Annotated in this window: 15 protein-coding genes; 5 read left to right on the top strand and 10 right to left on the bottom strand. The window is 75.5% G+C overall.

Annotated features, from left to right (window positions below; all coding sequences use genetic code 11):
* The first annotated feature begins 1 nt into the window (after position 1).
* Positions 2 to 1,930, top strand: a complete 1,929-nt coding sequence (locus ACZ56V_RS07385) for an AMP-dependent synthetase/ligase (protein ID WP_468940026.1) — start codon at positions 2 to 4, stop codon at positions 1,928 to 1,930.
* A 91-nt stretch (positions 1,931 to 2,021) separates the two neighbouring features.
* Here ACZ56V_RS07385 and rdlB read toward each other — a convergent pair whose 3' ends face one another.
* Positions 2,022 to 2,414, bottom strand: a complete 393-nt coding sequence (rdlB, locus tag ACZ56V_RS07380) for a rodlin RdlB (RefSeq protein ID WP_104632096.1) — start codon at positions 2,412 to 2,414, stop codon at positions 2,022 to 2,024.
* Between the two features lie 262 nt (positions 2,415 to 2,676).
* Between rdlB and rdlA the strand changes: the two genes are divergently transcribed.
* The 3 genes from rdlA (at position 2,677) to chpA (ending at position 4,521) form a co-directional block, all read left to right on the top strand.
* Positions 2,677 to 3,069 (top strand): rodlin RdlA, encoded by a 393-nt coding sequence (rdlA, locus tag ACZ56V_RS07375; protein WP_031014367.1) that lies wholly within the window; start codon positions 2,677 to 2,679, stop codon positions 3,067 to 3,069.
* Positions 3,070 to 3,355: 286 nt separating this feature from the next.
* On the top strand, positions 3,356 to 3,583 hold the full coding sequence (gene chpD / locus ACZ56V_RS07370) for a chaplin ChpD (protein ID WP_019325477.1): 228 nt from the start codon (positions 3,356 to 3,358) through the stop codon (positions 3,581 to 3,583).
* A 152-nt stretch (positions 3,584 to 3,735) separates the two neighbouring features.
* Complete coding sequence (chpA, locus tag ACZ56V_RS07365; RefSeq protein ID WP_468940022.1) at positions 3,736 to 4,521, top strand: LAXTG-anchored chaplin ChpA; 786 nt, start codon at positions 3,736 to 3,738, stop codon at positions 4,519 to 4,521.
* Positions 4,522 to 4,608: 87 nt separating this feature from the next.
* Here the strand turns inward: chpA and ACZ56V_RS07360 are convergent, their stop codons facing one another.
* Positions 4,609 to 5,919, bottom strand: a complete 1,311-nt coding sequence (locus ACZ56V_RS07360; protein ID WP_398910785.1) for an ATP-grasp domain-containing protein — start codon at positions 5,917 to 5,919, stop codon at positions 4,609 to 4,611.
* Positions 5,920 to 6,094: 175 nt separating this feature from the next.
* On the opposite strand from ACZ56V_RS07360, the gene ACZ56V_RS07355 reads away from it, so the two are divergent.
* A complete protein-coding gene (locus tag ACZ56V_RS07355) occupies positions 6,095 to 7,282 on the top strand; it encodes a glycoside hydrolase family 26 protein (RefSeq protein ID WP_398910787.1) in 1,188 nt (395 codons plus the stop codon).
* A gap of 37 nt (positions 7,283 to 7,319) precedes the next feature.
* Here ACZ56V_RS07355 and ACZ56V_RS07350 read toward each other — a convergent pair whose 3' ends face one another.
* The 8 genes from ACZ56V_RS07350 to ACZ56V_RS07315 are packed head-to-tail and all read right to left on the bottom strand — an operon-like array spanning position 7,320 to position 16,901.
* The gene (locus ACZ56V_RS07350; RefSeq protein ID WP_468940019.1) at positions 7,320 to 8,462 is read right to left on the bottom strand and encodes a GNAT family N-acetyltransferase; all 1,143 of its coding nucleotides are present in this window, start codon (positions 8,460 to 8,462) and stop codon (positions 7,320 to 7,322) included.
* Entirely contained in the window at positions 8,459 to 9,175 is a 717-nt protein-coding gene (locus tag ACZ56V_RS07345) for a YveK family protein (RefSeq protein ID WP_468940016.1), read from the bottom strand. The genes ACZ56V_RS07350 and ACZ56V_RS07345 overlap by 4 nt, the downstream gene beginning before the upstream one ends.
* Positions 9,172 to 10,344 (bottom strand): glycosyltransferase, encoded by a 1,173-nt coding sequence (locus tag ACZ56V_RS07340; RefSeq protein WP_398911140.1) that lies wholly within the window; start codon positions 10,342 to 10,344, stop codon positions 9,172 to 9,174. Before ACZ56V_RS07340 ends, ACZ56V_RS07345 begins: the two co-directional genes overlap by 4 nt.
* Before the next feature lie 10 nt (positions 10,345 to 10,354).
* A complete protein-coding gene (locus ACZ56V_RS07335; RefSeq protein ID WP_467378484.1) occupies positions 10,355 to 11,044 on the bottom strand; it encodes a polysaccharide deacetylase family protein in 690 nt (229 codons plus the stop codon).
* 31 nt (positions 11,045 to 11,075) lie between these two features.
* Entirely contained in the window at positions 11,076 to 12,860 is a 1,785-nt protein-coding gene (murJ, locus tag ACZ56V_RS07330) for a murein biosynthesis integral membrane protein MurJ (protein WP_468940014.1), read from the bottom strand.
* The gene (locus tag ACZ56V_RS07325; protein ID WP_468940011.1) at positions 12,857 to 14,173 is read right to left on the bottom strand and encodes an O-antigen ligase family protein; all 1,317 of its coding nucleotides are present in this window, start codon (positions 14,171 to 14,173) and stop codon (positions 12,857 to 12,859) included. The genes murJ and ACZ56V_RS07325 overlap by 4 nt, the downstream gene beginning before the upstream one ends.
* Before the next feature lie 5 nt (positions 14,174 to 14,178).
* Positions 14,179 to 15,642 carry a sugar transferase gene (locus ACZ56V_RS07320; protein WP_468940008.1) on the bottom strand — a complete coding sequence of 488 codons (1,464 nt, stop codon included), beginning with the start codon at positions 15,640 to 15,642 and terminating at the stop codon, positions 14,179 to 14,181.
* Positions 15,639 to 16,901 (bottom strand): glycosyltransferase, encoded by a 1,263-nt coding sequence (locus tag ACZ56V_RS07315; RefSeq protein ID WP_398910797.1) that lies wholly within the window; start codon positions 16,899 to 16,901, stop codon positions 15,639 to 15,641. Before ACZ56V_RS07315 ends, ACZ56V_RS07320 begins: the two co-directional genes overlap by 4 nt.
* Positions 16,902 to 17,063 lie beyond the last annotated feature (162 nt).

The raw sequence follows: 17,063 nt of genomic DNA, 5'->3' as shown, positions 1-17,063 counted from the left end.
CATGGGCGTACGCAGGGACCTGAAACGGGCGAGAAGGCGCGGTGACCTGGTGTCCCGCACGAGGACCGAGACCGTCCGGGACGCGCACGGCACCGTCCGCGAGGCCCGCACCGCCGCCCTCGCGCCCCGCCCCACCGAGGGCAGCACCGCCGACATCCCGTTCACCAACGCGGCCGAGGCACCCGACGCGGTGGTCCTGCGCCGCGAGGCGGCGGGAACCTGGCGGCCCGTCACCGCCGCGGAGTTCGCCCGCGAGGTCACCGCGGTGGCCAAGGGCCTGATCGCCGCCGGTCTGGAACCCGGCGGCCGGGTCGCCGTCATGTCCCGCACCCGCTACGAGTGGACGGTCCTGGACTTCGCGATCTGGGCGGCCGGCGGACAGACCGTCCCCGTGTACGCCACCTCCTCGGCCGACCAGGTCGAGTGGATCGTCCGCGACTCCGGCGCCCGGTACGCCGTCACCGAGACCGCCGCGAACACCGCCACCGTCCTGACCGGCACCGCCGGGCACGCCGAGCGCCCGCAGGTCTGGGAACTGGACGCCGGTGCCCTGGCCGACCTCACCGCTCTCGGCCGGGGCGTGAGCGACGACGAGGTCACCAAGCGCCGCACCGCCCTCACCCCGGACACGGTCGCCACCGTCTGCTACACCTCCGGCACCACCGGCCGTCCCAAGGGCTGCGTTCTCACCCACGCCAACCTGCACGCCGAGGCCGCCAACACGGTCGAGCTGCTGCACCCGATCTTCAAGGAGGTCACCGGCCAGCGGGCGTCGACCCTCCTCTTCCTGCCGCTCGCCCACATCCTGGGCCGCACCATCCAGATCTCCTGCCTGCTGGCCCGCATCGAGATCGGCCACTTCCCGAGCATCAGGCCCGACGAACTGCGCCCCGCGCTGAAGTCCTTCCGCCCGACCTTCCTGGTCGGCGTCCCGTACCTCTTCGAGAAGATCCACGACACCGGCCGGGCGACCGCCGAGAAGATCGGCCGCGGCGCCTCCTTCGAACGCGCCCACCGCCTCGCCGTCCGTTTCGGCGCCGCGCACCTGGAACGCTTCCTGGGCCGCGGCAAGGGCCCCACCCCGGGCCTGTGGGCGGGCTGGGCCCTGTACGACCTGCTGGTCTACCGCCGGGTCCGCAAGGAACTGGGCGGCCGGATGCGCTACGCCATCAGCGGCGGCTCCCCGCTGGAGAGCGACCTCAACCTGTTCTTCTACGCCGCCGGAATCATGGTCTACGAGGGCTACGGCCTGACCGAGACCACCGCCGCCGCCACCATCGTCCCGCCGCTCGGCCCCCGCCCCGGCACGGTCGGCCCGCCGGTCCCCGGCACCGCCGTGCGCATCGCGGACGACGGCGAGGTACTGGTCAAGGGCGGCATCGTCTTCGGCTCCTACCGCGGCAACCCGGAGGCCACCGACGCGGCCCTCACCGACGGCTGGTTCGCCACCGGCGACCTCGGCTCCCTCGACGTCGACGGCTACCTCACCATCACCGGCCGCAAGAAGGACCTCCTGGTCACCTCCGGCGGCAAGAACGTCTCCCCGGCCGTCCTGGAGGACCGCCTGCGCAGCCGCCCACCCGTCGCCCAGTGCCTGGTCGTCGGCGACAACCGCCCCTTCGTCGCCGCCCTGGTCACCCTCGACCCGGACGCCGTCGCCCACTGGCTGGCGGTGCGCGGGCTGCCCGCCGGCACACCGATGTCCGAGGTCGTGCGGGACGAGAGGATGCGCGCCGACGTCCAGAAGGCCGTGGACCACGCCAACGCGGCCGTCTCCCGGGCCGAGTCGATCCGGGCCTTCCGGCTGGTCGAGGGCGAGTTCACCGAGGAGAACGGGCTGCTGACCCCGTCCCTGAAGGTGAGGCGGCACGCGGCCGTCGCGGCGTACGCGGACGAGATAGCGGCGCTGTACGCGACGCCGGGACGCTGATCCGCACCCCGGCGCCCCGGGCATGCGAGAGGGGCGGGCCGCCGATGTCCTCGGCGACCCGCCCCGGGCGCGCTGTCAGCGCCTGCCGCCGTCAGCCCTCACCGTTGGAGGACAGGATCGAGACGTCCTCCAGCAGGTGGGCCAGCGCACCGTCGCGCTTGGCCTGCGTGGAGTTCTCGGCGCACTGCTGGTTCAGGTCGTCGCCCAGGACGTTGAGGTCCTGGATCGGCACGAGACCGATGACGCTGACCGGGATGTCGCTGACCGCGATGCACGGCTTGTTGAACGAGCCCTGGATGAGCGCCATCTGCGGGCTCATGTTGCCCGTGGTCATCGAGTTGCCGAAGTACTGCGAGGCGCCGTTTCCGTTGGCCGAGACGGGCCCGCTGTCGTCACCGATCGCCATCGCCTGCGGTGCCGCGGCAGCGGAGGCGCCCATGACGGAGGCGGCGATCGCCGCGTAGGCAACTACCTTCTTGATCACTGGCCAGTCCTTTCTGAGGAAACCCCGTCCACCGGAGCGCTCTGGTCAACTCCGTGAGTCCGGTCGGGTTTCTCCCGTTCACTCCGTCGGCGGACAACGGGAAATGTGTACGGGTCCGAGTTTTCCCCCGGGATTCCGGCGATTTCCGCGCCGTTTTCGAGATCCGGTGCGGGCCAACCGGGTGAACGCCCGCAACCAATCATCGCGCACCGGGTTGATGAGGCCGTAGGACAGTGCGTCGCTACGACGAAAGGAACGCGAAGTGCTCAAGAAGGCAATGGTCGCCGCGGCGGCTGCCGCTTCTGTGATCGGCATGTCCGCTGCTGCCGCGCCCCAGGCCCTGGCCATCGGGGACGACAACGGGCCGGCCGTGGCCAACGGCAACGGCGCCTCGTCGTCGTTCGGCAACTCGGCGACCGACGGCGACATGAGCCCGCAGCTGTCGCTGGTCGAGGGCACGCTGAACAAGCCGTGCCTCGGTGTCGAGGACGTCAACGTCGCCGTCATCAACCTCGTCCCGATCCAGGACATCAACGTCCTGGCGGACGACCTGAACCAGCAGTGCGCGGACAACTCCACGCAGGCCAAGCGGGACGGCGCCGTGTCGCACGTCCTGGAGGACCTGTCGGTCCTGTCGGCGAACGGCGAGGGCTGAGCCGTACCCCGCCCGGTACGGGCGGCCCGCTGACTTCTCCGCGGGCCGCCCGGCCGTCAAGGGACGGGATTTCGCCGGGGAGCGGATCGACGTCGTCGCTCTCTTGGGGGAACGGCCGGGCCGTTTCGTGAGGCATCCGAGTGAATTTCGGGGTGTCCCACGTTCGGTAGTTTCTCCGGCCGTCAATTCCTCGTTTGCAGGCTGCAGGTCATGGTGCGAGCCGTCAATGCTGTGCTCGCGCGGTTTCGGCCGTCATTCAGGCATGACCGCAGAGAAGGGAAAGTTCATGAAGAAGAGCGCTGCTGTCGTCGCGGGCGCGATCATGGCCCTCGGCATGGCCGCCCCGGCCTTCGCCGACGCCGGCGCCGAGGGTGCCGCCGTAGGCTCCCCGGGCGTCCTGTCCGGCAACGTCGTCCAGGTTCCCGTGCACGTTCCCGTCAACGTGTGCGGCAACAGCATCAACGTCGTTGGTCTGCTGAACCCGGCGTTCGGCAACGAGTGCGAGAACGACTGACGTCGTTCCGCACCGACCGGCTGTGTCAGGGCCGGCCCTGGCCAACTCGTTTGGTTCGGGGCCGGCCTTTTCCCCTTTCTGCAGCCCGTCCCCCCGGATCGTTCTCCAGCCCTATCTCATCTCTCATCTCTCCAAGCAGGAAGACAACCAGAGTGCGACAGACCCTGAGCAGGGGGATGGTCGCGGCTGCCGCCGCGACGGGCATCCTTTCCCTGTGCGGCAGCCCCGCCCTTGCCGACTCGCATGCGGACGGGGCCGCCACGAACTCGCCGGGCGCCGTGTCCGGCAACGCCCTCCAGGTCCCCGTCGACGTGCCCGTGAACGCCTGCGGCAACACCGTCGACGTGATCGCCGCCCTGAACCCGGCCTTCGGCAACGAGTGCGAGAACTCCTCGGACGAGCAGACCGACGGCAACGGCGGCGGGTACGGCGAGGACACCTCGTCCTCGAGCACGTCCTCGTCCTCGACTCCGTCCTCGTCGACCGGTTCCCACGCGGACGGCGCGACCGAGGGCTCGCCCGGCGTCGGATCCGGCAACAACGCGCAGGTCCCGGTCGACGTGCCGGTCAACCTCTGCGGCAACACCGTCGACGTGATCGCCGCGCTGAACCCGGTCTTCGGCAACGAGTGCGAGAACTCCTCCGAGGAGCCCCCCGGCTACGGCGAGGAGGAGCCGCCGCCCCCGACCACGCCGCCCGGCTACGGCGAGGAGGAGCCCCCGCCGCCCACCCACGAGGAGCCGCCGCCGCCCACTCACGAGGAGCCGCCGCCGCCCTCCGAGGAGGAGCACACCCCGCCGGCTCCCCAGACGGAGCAGCCGCCCGCCCTGGCCGAGACCGGCAGCGAGGGCACGCTGGGCGCCGCGGCCGCCGGTGCCGTGCTGATCGCGGGCGGAGCGATCCTGTACCGCAGGGGCCGCGCCCTCGCCGGTCGCTGACCCCTCCCGCCCCACCCCGACGCCCCCGGCGGCCCCCCACGGGCCACCGGGGGCGTCGTCGTCTCCGCCGGCGGGCGCGCGGGAGGCTCAGTGGCTGCCCGCCCGGTCCTCGTCCGGGCGGTCGGGGGCCCCGGTGCGGTGCGTGGTGGGGGCGGAGGCCTGGCGTACGACGCGGGCGCGGGCCGGGGGCGCGGCGTCCGGGCGGGTGTCCCGGCCCCGGTGCGCGCGCTCCCGCAGCCGGGCGCCCACATGGCGGGCCCACAGCGCCCACAGGGCCCGGCCCGGCGCCCGGTCGTCCCGGGCGTGCCAGGCCAGCTCGCGGCCCCCGTGCCCCTCGCGGGCCGGACGCAGGGCGCTCAGCGGCGCGTAGTTCTCCACCACGAACACCCGCCCCGGCCGCGGCGCCCCCTCCGGCAGCGGGCGGTGGGTTAGGTCCAGGTGCAGGGCCCGTACGACGTCCAGTCCGGCGGTGTCGGTGAACAGCCGGAACTGGGCGCCGGGGCGCGGGTTGAAGTCGAGCAGGTGATAGCGGCCCGTCGTGCCGCAGCGCCGGAAGTCGAGGTCGAAGACGCCCCGGTAGCCCAGCTCCGCGGTGACCCGCTCGGCGAGCGCCTGCACCCGGGGGTTCGGCGTCCAGCGGCCCACCGCCGTCAGACCGGCGCCGCGCGGCCTGGCCCGGGTCTTGCGGCCGGGACCGCCCGCCCGTACCGCGCCGGAGCGGTCGGCGTACCCGTGGAAGAACCAGTCCCGGTCGGCACCCGGCGGCAGGAACGCCTGGAGCAGCAGCCGGCTGCCCGCCTCCTCGGCCCGCCGGTACAGCTCCCCGGCCTCCCGCGCCGAGCGCACCAGCACCGTGCTGCGCAGCCCGCCGCCCGGGGGCACCAGCCAGGGCCGGCTCCACTTCGCCACCACCGGCAGGCCCAGCCGCCACGCCGCCCGCGCCGCCTCCGCCGCGCCGTCCGGGACCAGGGTCTCGGGATGCGGGACGTCCAGGGAGGCGCACACACCGGCCAGTTCCGCCTTGTCGGCCACGCGTGCGGGCAGCTCACCCGGCTGGTCGGGCAGCAGATACGCGGGCGCCAGGTCCGCCCGCGCCCGGCCCACCGCCACGGCGCACGCGTCGTCCATCGGAATCAGCACCGCGGGCCGCGCGAGCCGCGCGGCGAGGCGGCTCAGGACCGCCGCGATCTCGGCGGGCGACGCGCCCGGCGGCGGCGGGGTGTGCAGCCCGCTCAGGTAACGGGAGGCGCGGACCGGGCTCTGTGCGCAGTCGGCGACCACGTGCACGTCCACTCCCGCGCGGCCGAGCGAACGCACGGCGCCCAGCGTTCCGTGGTGAAAGGGATTGCGGTCGATCCGCAGCAGAACGGCGGGGACACGGGTGTCGAACAGCGACACGGGAGACTTCCTTCGGATCGGGACGGGGTTCACCGGTGCGGGCGATCAACGCACTCGAAAGCCGTAACGGCGGTGGCGTGATGGCATTTCATATGACTGGGTGTCAGTAACGGGGAGCGATGCACAAGGACGAAAGACCAGCCGAAGACAGAACGAAGAACCAAAGGAGGCCGGCATGGCCGCACGGCAGTCACGGGCCCGGTCCAGGCGGCGTCCGGCGCGCGCCGCGGCCGCGGCGATCGCGGCGGCGGCGTTCCTCGCCGCGGGCCCCGGTGTCGCCGCGGGCGAACCGGCCGCGCCCGAACCCACCCCCGCCTTCGGCGCGTACCTCGACTACGGCCCCCGCGGCGTGGCCCGGATGGCCGCGCTGAGCCACTGGCTGGGCGGCGCCGAGCTGCGCGTCGGCCACACCTACCTGCCCGGCGACCGCTGGAGCAACATCGAGGGCGCCCCCGGCTTCCTCGACGTGTGGGCCGACTGGCGCACCCGCAAGGCCGACCGGATGCTCGTCCTCAACGTGCCCATGATGGAGCGCAACGAGGAGCACGTCGACGACGACGAGGTGCGCGCACTGCTGCGCCAGGGCGCCGCCGGACGCTTCGACCACCACTTCCGCGCCCTCGCCGAACGCCTGGTCGCGCTCAAGGTCCCGGACACGGTCCTGGTGCTGGGCTGGGAGATGAACGGCACCACCTACACCCACCGCTGCGGACCGGACCCCGAGGCCTGGAAGACGTACTGGAACCGGATCGTCACCACCATGCGCGCGGTGCCCGGGCAGAAGTTCCGCTTCGACTTCGCGCCGAGCCGCGGCCGGGACGCGGTGCCCTGGACGCGGTGCTATCCCGGCGACGCCACCGTCGACATCGTCGGCATGGACTCCTACGACCAGCCGCGCGGCATGACGTTCGACGAACAGGTGAAGGAACCCTACGGGCTCCAGGCGCACGTGGACTTCGCGAAGGCGCACGGCAAGCCCGTCTCCTACCCGGAGTGGGGGCTGTTCCGCAACGGCGACAACGCCGCGTACATGCGGCGCATGCTCGCCTGGATGGACGAGCACAAGCCGGTGTACAACACGGTCACCGACTACTGCCCGCACGGCGTGTGGCAGTGCGACGACAATCCCCGGTCCACGGCCGTCTACCGCTCCGTGCTCTTCGGCCGCACCGACGAGCCCGAGCCGACGGCCCCGACACCCCCGGAGCCCACCACGCCCACCGCGCCGCCCGTGCCCACGGTGCCGCCCACGACACCCGAGGCCCCGGCCGACTGCTCGCCGCTGGAGCTGGGCGACTGGGTCGAGTACTGGCTCGGCGGGAAGCTGTGCATGCGTCTCGACTGGTACGCGCGCGCCAAGTAGCGGCGCGCGGAGGGCGCCACGGTGGCGGCGGGCCCGGTCAGGTGCCGCCACCGGCGCGCCCCCTCCGCTCCGCCCGCCGCCGCAGCAGCTCCTTGCCCCGCCGTCGTGCGGCGGCGTCGGCCAGGGCCGCCGCCAGCAGCGGGGCCGTGCGGCGGCGGGCCAGCAGCAGCCGCTGGTTCGGCACCGGCTCCGGACGCCAGTGGTGCTTGTACGGCTCGTCGCCGCGCAGCAGGCTCAGCGTCGAGCGCCCCGGGGCACGGGCGTGCTCGGCGCACGCGGCCAGCAGCATCACCGCCACGTCCGCCTTTCGCTCCCGCAGCCCGGGATGCGCCCCGTACAGATAGCCCCCGGCCAGCCGGCGCGACAGCAGCGTCACGTCCACGGCCACCACCTCGTCGGCCATCCGGAACTCGGTGACCTGCGCGTCCCCGGTCCGCACCATCGGCCCCACCGCCCGCACCAGGTGCTCGCGGAACCGGGGCCGCAGGTGCTCGCCCGTCACCTTCCGCCCCCGCCACTGCAACCGGTGCAGATCGAGGAGCCGGCGCAGCGCCACGTCCGCCTCGTCGGGCAGGACGGGCCGGGCCTTGACGCCGAGCGCGTCCAGCCGGCGCAGCTGGGCGCGGACCCGCTGCCTGGCCTTGGCCGAAGGCAGCCGGGCGACCAGGTCGTCCATGGGCAGGGCGGGCAGTTCCAGGCAGAGCGAGTCCGCGAGCCGGTGCCGGGGCCCGCGCCAGCGTGCGTAGACCCGTTCGGCGGCGGCGCCCGGCCGGACCTCGCGCAGGTCGACCAGCGCGGTGCGGGACGCCGCGGCCAGGCCCGCGGCGAGCGCGGTCTCCGCGTCCGGGCCCCGCTCGTCGTCCAGCAGGACGTCCCCGTAGTCCGAGATGGCCCCGCCCAGGGGCACCAGCGCCGGAACCGGACGCCGTACGAGCATCAGCGGCGCGGCGCCGACCAGTTCGCCGCCCTCGCGGGCCAGCACCAGCCGCAGCCGCCCGGCCGAGCCGTAGGAGCGCCACCAGGAGAGCAGCCAGGCGTGGCTCTGGAACGGGGTCGCGGCGGCGCACCGGTCGTACAGCCGCCGCCACTGCGGGGCCAGCTCGGCGAAGGCGGCCTCGTCGGTGACCAGTTCGATCGTGTGGCCGGGCGGGAGCGGGTGCGGCGGCCTCGGGTGCGTCACAGCTGTCCGCGGACGTCGGCCGCCGACGCCGGTCCGGGCACCGCCGCCGCGCGGCCGGGCTCGCGTGCGCCGCGGCGCGGCCGGACCAGCAGGGCCAGCCCGCCCAGCAGTCCGCCCGCGCTCGCGCCCACCAGGGCCGTCACGGCGGCGGACGCCGAGGACGGCTCGGTGGGCTCGGTGGCGCGGGCGAACTGTTGCAGCTCCACGTGGGTGTCGTCGGCGGACGCCTGCGCGTGCCGGGTCAGGGCGCGGGTGACGGCGTTGGCCATGTCGGCGGCCTCCTCCGGGTCGGCGGAGGTCGCCGTCACCGAGACCATCGGCGCGTCCGGCGAGGTCGCGGTGCGGACGCTCCGCTCCAGGGTCGCCACCGGCACGTGGGCCCACATCTGCGCGTCCCCGAGCACCGCGAGCTGCGTGGCGACCCGGCCGTATGCCTGAGCGAAGCCCAGCGCGGCCGCCGGGTCGGACGCGTCGGCGGGGACGGCGACGACGTAACCGGTCGCCGTGTACTGCGGGGTGGCGACCAGGCCGTACCCGGCGCCCAGCAGCCCGCCGGCGAGGACGCCGGCCGCGAGCGGGGACCAGGGCGGCAGGGAGCGCAGGCGGTGCGGGACGTGGCGCAGGGCGGCCCGGACGCGCTGCCTCCGTGAGGGGGGTGCGGGCTCGTCGTCCGTCGCGGGCGCGGCCGGGGACTGGGTGAGGGGCTCGGTCATGCGGAGGTGACTCCCTGGGATACCGGGGACGGTGACGGGGGCAGCGGTTGCGTGAGGGTGGTCGCGTAGACGTCCATCAGCCGGGCCGCGCTGCGGGTGACGCAGTAGTGGCGGGCCGCCTCGGGCGCGGTGCGCGTGCCGGGGACCGGGCCCTGGGCCGCGCGGGTCTCGGCGAGGGCGCGCGCGAACTCCCCGGCGCCGCCCACGACCCGCCGTGCCCCGGGCGCGGACTCGGGGGGCAGGTCCTCGATCGCCGGGCAGGAGGCGTACAGCACCGGCAGCCCGGACGCGAGCCCCTCCACGGCGGCCAGGCCGAAGGCCTCCTCCGGCGACGGCGAGGCGAGGACGTCCATCGCGGCGGCCAGCGCGGGCAGGTCGGGGCCGGGGGAGCCGTCGGGGAGGTAAGGGCGTTCGCCGGTGAGCAGGACGCGGTCGGCGACCCCCGCCTCGTGGGCGGTGCGGCGCAGCAGGTGCTCCTGGGGACCGCCGCCGACCAGCAGCAGCCAGCAGTCCGCCGGGAGCAGGGTCAGGGCGCGGACCAGGACGTCGAAGCGTTTGGCCGCCGTCAGCCGGCCGACGCCGCCCACGACGTAGGCGCCCTCGGGCAGGCCGAGGCGGCGCCGGGTGCGCAGCCGCCGGACCGGGTCGAAGCGGAAACGGGCCAGGTCGATGCCGTTGGGGACGACCTCGATGCGGGGCGCGGGCACGCCCCAGCGCCGCAGCCGGTCGGCGACGGTGGGGGAGACGGCGACCGTGGCGCTGCCCAGGCGCTCCCCGGCCAGGTACAGGGCGCGGACGCCCGCGGTGAGCGGGCGGCCCTCCATCTGGGAGTCGCCGAGGGAGTGTTCGGTGGCGACGACCGCGCGCACCCCGGCCAGGCGGGCGGCGAGGCGGCCGTAGAGGCAGGCGCGGTAGAGGTGGGTGTGCACGAGGTCGTAGCCGCCGGTGCGGATCAGACGGGCCAGGCGGGGCAGCGCGGCCAGGTCGCGGTTGCCGGTCATGCCGAGGTGGACGACGTGCACGCCGTCGGCCAGCAGACCGTCGGCGACCGGGCCGGGGTTGGTGAGCGTCACGACGTCGCAGTCGACGGGGAGGTGCCGCAGGAGCAGCCGCAGCTGCTGCTCGGCGCCGCCGACGCCGAGACCGGTGATGATGTGCAGGGCCTTCACGTCGGTCACCTCACACTCCCGCCGGGGCCCGGCGGCGCAGGCGGTGCAGCCGGGTCTTCAGCAGCAGCCGTACGGGTGTGTCCCGCTGGCCCACGTGCACGCGGGGCAGGGCGTAGGGACCGGACAGCGGGCCGGGGTCGATGGCGCAGGCGTAGGTGTAACCGGCGGCGCGCACGGCGTCGGCGGCGCGGGCGTCGACCGTGCCGTACGGGTAGCAGAAGCCGCTGACCGGAGCGCCGGTCAACTCCGAGAGCAGCGCCCGGCTTTGAGTGGTCTCGGCGGTCAGCGTGGTGTCGTCCGCCGTGGTCAGGTCGACGTGGGTGAGACCGTGCGAGCCGATCTCGACGCCCTCGGCGGCGGCACGGCGGATGCCGTCGGCGGTCAGCAGCGGCTTGCGCGGGCCCAGCGGGTCCCAGGCGTTGTCGCCGCCGAGCCGCCCCGGCAGCACGAAGAGGGTCGCCCCGCAGCCCCAGCGGCGCAGGCACGGCAGCGCGTGCTCGACGAAGTCGGCGTACCCGTCGTCGAAGGTCAGCCCCACCAGGTCCCGGCCGCCGCCCCGGGCGCGGGCGGCCAGCAGCTCGGCGACCGGAACGCCGCGCAGCCCGCGCCGCCGCAGCCAGCCCAGCTGCGCGTCCAGCCGGTCGGGCGTGACCGTGATGCGGTACGGGTCGTCCGAGCAGTCGCCGACGGAGTGGTACATGGCGACCCAGGGGACGGTGCCGGGGCGGGCGTCAGCGGTCGTGGTCGCGGAAGGGGAAGCGGAAACGGCCATGAGGGAGCCTTCGTGTGACGGGGTGGAGGAGACGGACGGGGCTCAGGACCCGAACGCCCAGGGCCAGGCAGAGGACGGCGAAGACACCGCCGACGGTGGCGGCGCCGACGGCCAGCGAGAGGGCGGTCCGCGACACGGCGGCACCGGCGTCGGTGACCAGGTCCGCGGCCAGTGCGCCCGAGCCGGTCGCCACGGCCGCCGCCAGCAGCGGCCTGCCCAGGTCGCCCAGGACCCGCCGGACCCGCACCGGCACGCTGCGCGGACCCATCCCGGCGAGCAGCAGGGCGGCGGTGACGGTGATGCCGGCGGCGTTGGCGGCGGCGATGCCGGTCACGCCCCACGGGCCGACCGCGCGGGCGCCCGCGACGGCGGTGGCCACGACGCCGACGGCCATCGCGCCGAACGGGTACCAGGAGGCGCGGCCCGCCGAGAAGTAGGAGCGGGCCAGCGCGCCCACCACGGTCTGGCCGAGCAGCCCGAGCGCGTACACCCGCATGACGGCCGCGGTCGCCGCCGTGTCGGACGGCGTGAACGCGCCGCGCTGGAAAAGGAGTTGGATGATCTGCGGCGCGCAGGCGACGACGGTGGCCGCGCCGAGCAGCACCAGGCAGGCCGCCAGCGCCACGTCCCGCTCGACCCGGTCGCGGGCCCGCTCCGTGTCGCCGTCGGCCAGCGCGCGGGCCACCACCGGGAAGGTGACCGTGCACAGCATCAGCGACAGCGTCATCGGGATCTGGGCGACCTTCTGCGCGTAGTTCAGGTGCGAGATGGCCCCGGAGGGGAGCCCGGAGGCCAGAAAGCGCTCGATGAGGACCTGGGACTGGCGACACAGGGCGAACAGCAGCACGGTGCCGAACAGGGCGAGGGTGAGGGGGCGGGTGCTGTCCGTGGTGCCTGACCGGGACGTGCTGTGCGTGGCGCCCGGCGCGTTCTCGGCGTCCGCGATGCCTGACGGGCGCGCGCCGCCCGGTGGGCCCGCGCCGTTGCTCCGCCGCCGCAGCTGGCCGAGCAGCGACGGGAGTTGCGTCGCCACCATCAGGGCACCGCCCACCGCGACCCCGACCGCCGCCGAGCGCACCCCCCAGCGCCCGCCGAGCACGAACATCGCCGTGATGATGCCGGTGTTGTAGGCGACGTAGATCGCCGCCGGTGCCGGGAACCGGCGGTGCGCCCGCAGCGCGGCGCTGCAGTACCCGGCGAGACCGAAGCTGACGACGCAGGTGGCGGTGAGCCGGGTGCAGTCCACGGCGAGGGCGTGGTCGGCCAGCCCCGGCGCCAGGGCCCGCACCAGCACCGGTGCGGCGGCGGCGACCAGCGCACCGGCCGCGGCGAAGGCCAGGGCCAGCCGGGGCAGCGTCGAGGCGACCAGCGCGCGGACCGGGTCGCCGGGGACACCCTGCGCGCGGCGGGCCAGGGCCAGACTGAACATCGGGACCAGCGCGAAGGCCAGCCCGTCCTCGATCAGCAGCGTCGCCGCGAACTCGGGCACCGTCCACGCCACCAGGAAGGCGTCCGTCTCGCTCCCGGCCCCGAACAGCCGGGCCAGCGCCTGGTCCCGGGCCAGCCCGAGCACCGACCCGGCCACCGAGAGCACGGCCGTGACGAGGGCGGCGCGGGCTAGGAAACGCCCCGAGGAGCCGCCCCCGGCGACGGGTGCGGTCCCCGCGTACGGGGTCTCGGCCCGGGGGACCGCGCCGTGGGACGCGTCCGCTTCGCCCGCCGGGTGCGGCGAGGTCGTCGTCACCGCTCCGGCACCTCCCGCGCGGCGGAACCCAGCGCCCACCAGGCCGCCAGCCCGAAGGACACCGCCGTGAGCACGGTCGAGGGCCCGCCGATGTCGGCGTACGCGAAGTCGGTCAGCTGCCACACCAGCAGCCCGCAGGCGACCAACGCGCAGTCCGGCACCGAGCCCTTCTTCCGCCGTGCGCCGCGCAACCGGCGCAGGCCCAGCACGAGCAGCGCCAGCCAGCTCCCGGCCAGCGCCAGCAGCCCGATCAGTCCCTGTTCGGCCAGCACCAGCAGGTACATGTTGTGCGGGGACAGCAGCGGCTGCCTGCGGTACCCGGCACCCGCGCCGTCGGTCTCGCTGCCCGAGGACAGCGCCAACGAGGCGTGCGCGTCACGGTGTTCGGGGAAGCCCTTCAGCCCCACGCCGGTCAGCGGCCGCTCCCGCCACATCCCGGCCGCCGCCGCCCACATCGTGTAGCGGTCGGTCACCGACTGGTCGGGGGCGTCGGCGACCCGCGTGATGCTGCCGGCCCGCTCCTGGAGCATCGCCGTACCGACCCCGAAGCCGCCCACCAGCACCACCGCCGCCGCGACCACGGCCGCCCCCACCGCCAGCGCCCTGCGCACCCCCGCGAGCAGCAGCTGCGCCGCGCATGTCACCGCCGTCGCGATCCACGCCCCGCGGCTGAACGACAGGGCGAGCGGCAGCAGCAGGGCGAGCGCGCACCCGGCGGCGAGCAGCCGCTGCCGCACCGGCGTCCGGCCCAGCGCCAGCCCCACCGCGCAGACCAGCCCCAGGGAGACCACGGTCGCCATCCCCATCACGTCCTGCGGCCCGAAGGTGCCCACCGCCCGGACCCGCTCGCCCTGGTAGGAGGCGCCGGTCGCGGTCACGTACTGGTGCACCCCGACCGCCCCCTGCCACAGCGCCAGCCCCACCATCGACCGGGCCAGCAGCCGTACGTCGCCCCGGTCGCGGACGAGCAGCAGTACGGCGGCCGGGACCAGCACGAAGACCTGGAGGTAGCGGCCGAGGCCCGCCAGTCCGGCCCCCGGCGACCCGGCGCCCGCGGCGGCGACGGCCAGCCCGAGCACGGGCAGCCCGAGCACCACCGCCGCCGTACGGGACAGGGGGCGCCGCCGGTCCCGCACCAGCCGCAGCGCGCAGTACAGCACCGCCAGCGCGGAGACCGCGTCGGCCGGGTGCGCGCCGCCCCCGTCGCCCGGGGCGAAGGGCAGCGCGAGCAGCGCGACGACGGCGACCACGGCCAGCACGGGCGGCAGCCGCCGTACGCGCGCCGTCGGCCCAAGGGGCAGGGCGTGGGCCACCTGGGTCAGCTCCCCGTGGGGCGCACGAGCGCGGCGGCCGTGCGCAGCAGGATGCAGACGTCCTGCCACAGCGACCAGTCGTCGATGTAGGCGTTGTCGAAGCGGGCCCGGTCCTCGATGGACGTGTCACCGCGCAGCCCGTTGATCTGGGCCAGGCCCGTGATCCCGGCCGGCATCCGGTGACGGGCCGCGTAGCCGGGATAGGTCTGGCTGAACCGGGCCACGAAGTACGGGCGTTCGGGACGCGGGCCGACCAGGCTCATGTCGCCCCGGAAGACGTTCCACAGCTGGAGCAGCTCGTCCAGCGAGGTGCGCCGCAGGAAGCGGCAGAACCACGGCATCCGGCGTTCGTCCGCCACGCTCCACCGGGTCGCCGACTCGTGCTCGTCCGCCGGCCGGTGGGTGCGGAACTTCAGCAGCGTGAACGGCCTGCCGCCCTCACCGACGCGCTCCTGCCGGAACAGCACGCCGGGACCGCTCACCACCCGCAGCACCGCCGCACAGGCCAGCAGCAGCGGGCTCAGCAGCAGCAACAGCGCCCCGGACACCGTCACGTCGAGGACCCGCTTGCCCGCGCCGCCCGGCCGCCGCGCCGCCGGTTCCAGACGCCGGCAGGAGAACCCCGCGATCCGGTCCCCGCCGGGGCGGGCGGGAGCGCCGGCGTACGCGGGGGCCTCGGCGTCCAGCTCCCACACCGCGCAGCCCGACTCGGCCAGCGCCCGCAGCAGCGCCGCCTGCCCGGGCCGTACGGAGGGGGCGTCCACGGAGGGATCCACGGCCAGCACGTCCCGTACGCCGTTCTGCACGACCGCCCGCCGCACCTCCTCGTCCGTGGACAGCACGGGCAGGCCCGTGGTGCCGCCCGGGTCGTCGGTGACGATCCCGACGGGGCGCACCCCGCAGCGCGGGTGGCGCAGCAGCGCCGAGGCCACGCGCTGCGCGGTCGCGGCGGGTCCGACGACGAGGGCGGCGCGGGGGTGGTTCAGCAGCGCCGTACGGCGTCTGCGGTGCACGGCACCCCGGCCGGCGCAGCCCGTCACCGCGTGCAGCAGGAAACCGGCGCACAGGGTGCGCGCGGAGAGCGCGTGCGACGGGGCGTACGCCGCGACGAGCGCCGCGAGCGCCAGCCACCCGACGGCGATCCGGCCGCACAGGGCGGGCAGGTCGTCCAGCGCGCCGGGCGTCCGCCGGGCCGGGCGCGGCCGGGGGCGCAGCAGCAGCGAGGCGGCCACCAGCAGGGCCGCGAGCAGCGGTTGGTGCGGGGTGCCGGTGAGGGCCAGCGAGCCCGGCAGGGCCGCCGCGCCGTCCGCGACGAGCAGCGGCAGCCGGGAGTCCGGCCGTGGGGCGAGGCGCCGCGCGGGCAGCCGCGGGCCCGCGGTGCCGTCGCGCCGCGGCAGCACCGAGACGGGGGAGGAGCCGAGGCCGCGCGACTGGCCGGCGGGGGAGGGGACGGTGCTTTCCGCGGTCACGGGTGGGTGGTCTCCCTGCACTCGTTGGGCACGACGGCCGACCGCCCCACGGCTGCGGGCCTGTCGCCGATGGCACCGGCGCGGTCGCCGACGCCGGTGTGTGCCGCGGTCGTGGGCCGTACGCCGCCCAGGAGGTCGCCGTACAGGGCCGCGACCGCCGCGGCCGTGTGCCGTACGTCGTGCGCGGACCGGACGTGCGCACGCCCCCGGCGGCCGAGCGAGGCGCGCAGCGGCGCGTCGAGCAGCAGCGCGGCGGCGGCGTCGGCCAGCGCCGCGGGGTCCCCGGGCGGCACCAGGCAGTGCGGTACGAGCGCGGGCGGCAGGCCCTCGCGGGCACCGTCCACGTCGGTCACCACCACGGGCCGCCCGCAGGCCATCGCCTCCAGCGGGGCCAGCGCCATGCCCTCCCAGCGCGACGGCAGCACCACGAGGTCGGCGGCCCGGTACCAGGCGGCGGCGTCCGCTACGGCACCCGTGAACAGCACGGACGCCGGGGCCCGCGCGGCCAGCCGGGCGCGGTCCGGGCCGTCGCCGACGAGGACCAGCCGGGCGCCGGGCACCCGCGCGAGGACCGACTCCCAGGCGCTCAGCAGAACGTCCTGCCCCTTCTGCCGGCACAGCCGCCCCACGCAGACCACCAGCGGGGCGTGCGGGGCGACACCGTGCCGCGGTCGCGGGCCGGCCGGGTCGGGGCGGGCGTACCCGGGCGCGTCGGAGGGGAAGCCGGTGAGGTCGATGCCGTTCGGGATCACCGCCCAGGGCCCGCGCAGCCCGGCCCGCACCCCCCGCAGCCGTTCCGCCTCGCTCACGCACACCGTCCGCGCCGTCCACCGCGCCGACCACCGCTCCCAGCCCAGCGCGAGGCGCGCGGCGGCCCCGCCGACCGCCTCGAACGACCAGGCGTGCGGCTGGAACACGGTCGGCACCCGGCCCCGTACGGCGAGCCGCCCGGCCAGACCGGCCTTGGCGCTGTGCGCGTGCACCAGATCGGGCCGTACGTCCTCGACCACGCGGACGAGCCGCCATACCTCCCGCACCAGCGCCGGGCCCGGCGAGCGGGTCGCGGGCCAGTGCCGCACGTCGGCGCCGAGGGCACGCAGCCGGTCGGCGAGGTCCCCGCCGGGACAGGCGACCGCGACGCGCAGTCCGGCGGCGAGCTGAACCCGCGTCAGGTCCGTCACCACCCGGGCGACCCCGCCGTCCACCGGCTGGGTGAGGTGCAGAACCCGTGGCCGTGAGCCGGTCGGTGGCAGGTGCATGCGCGTTTCCTCGCTCACGGAGATGGCTCGGGACGGGCGGGAACGCGCCCGGCCGCGGGCGCCGGCCGCTAGCGGCATACGGGTGCGTCGAATGGTGTGGGACTCTAGCTGCTATCCGTACTAATACGGCGAAACCGGGTAACTGTGTTGGATTTGTGAACG

This window comes from Streptomyces sp. NPDC034099, from assembly GCF_055575415.1.
The sequence above is the reverse complement of the archived record's forward strand: the minus strand, read 5'-3'. Positions and strand labels throughout refer to the sequence as shown.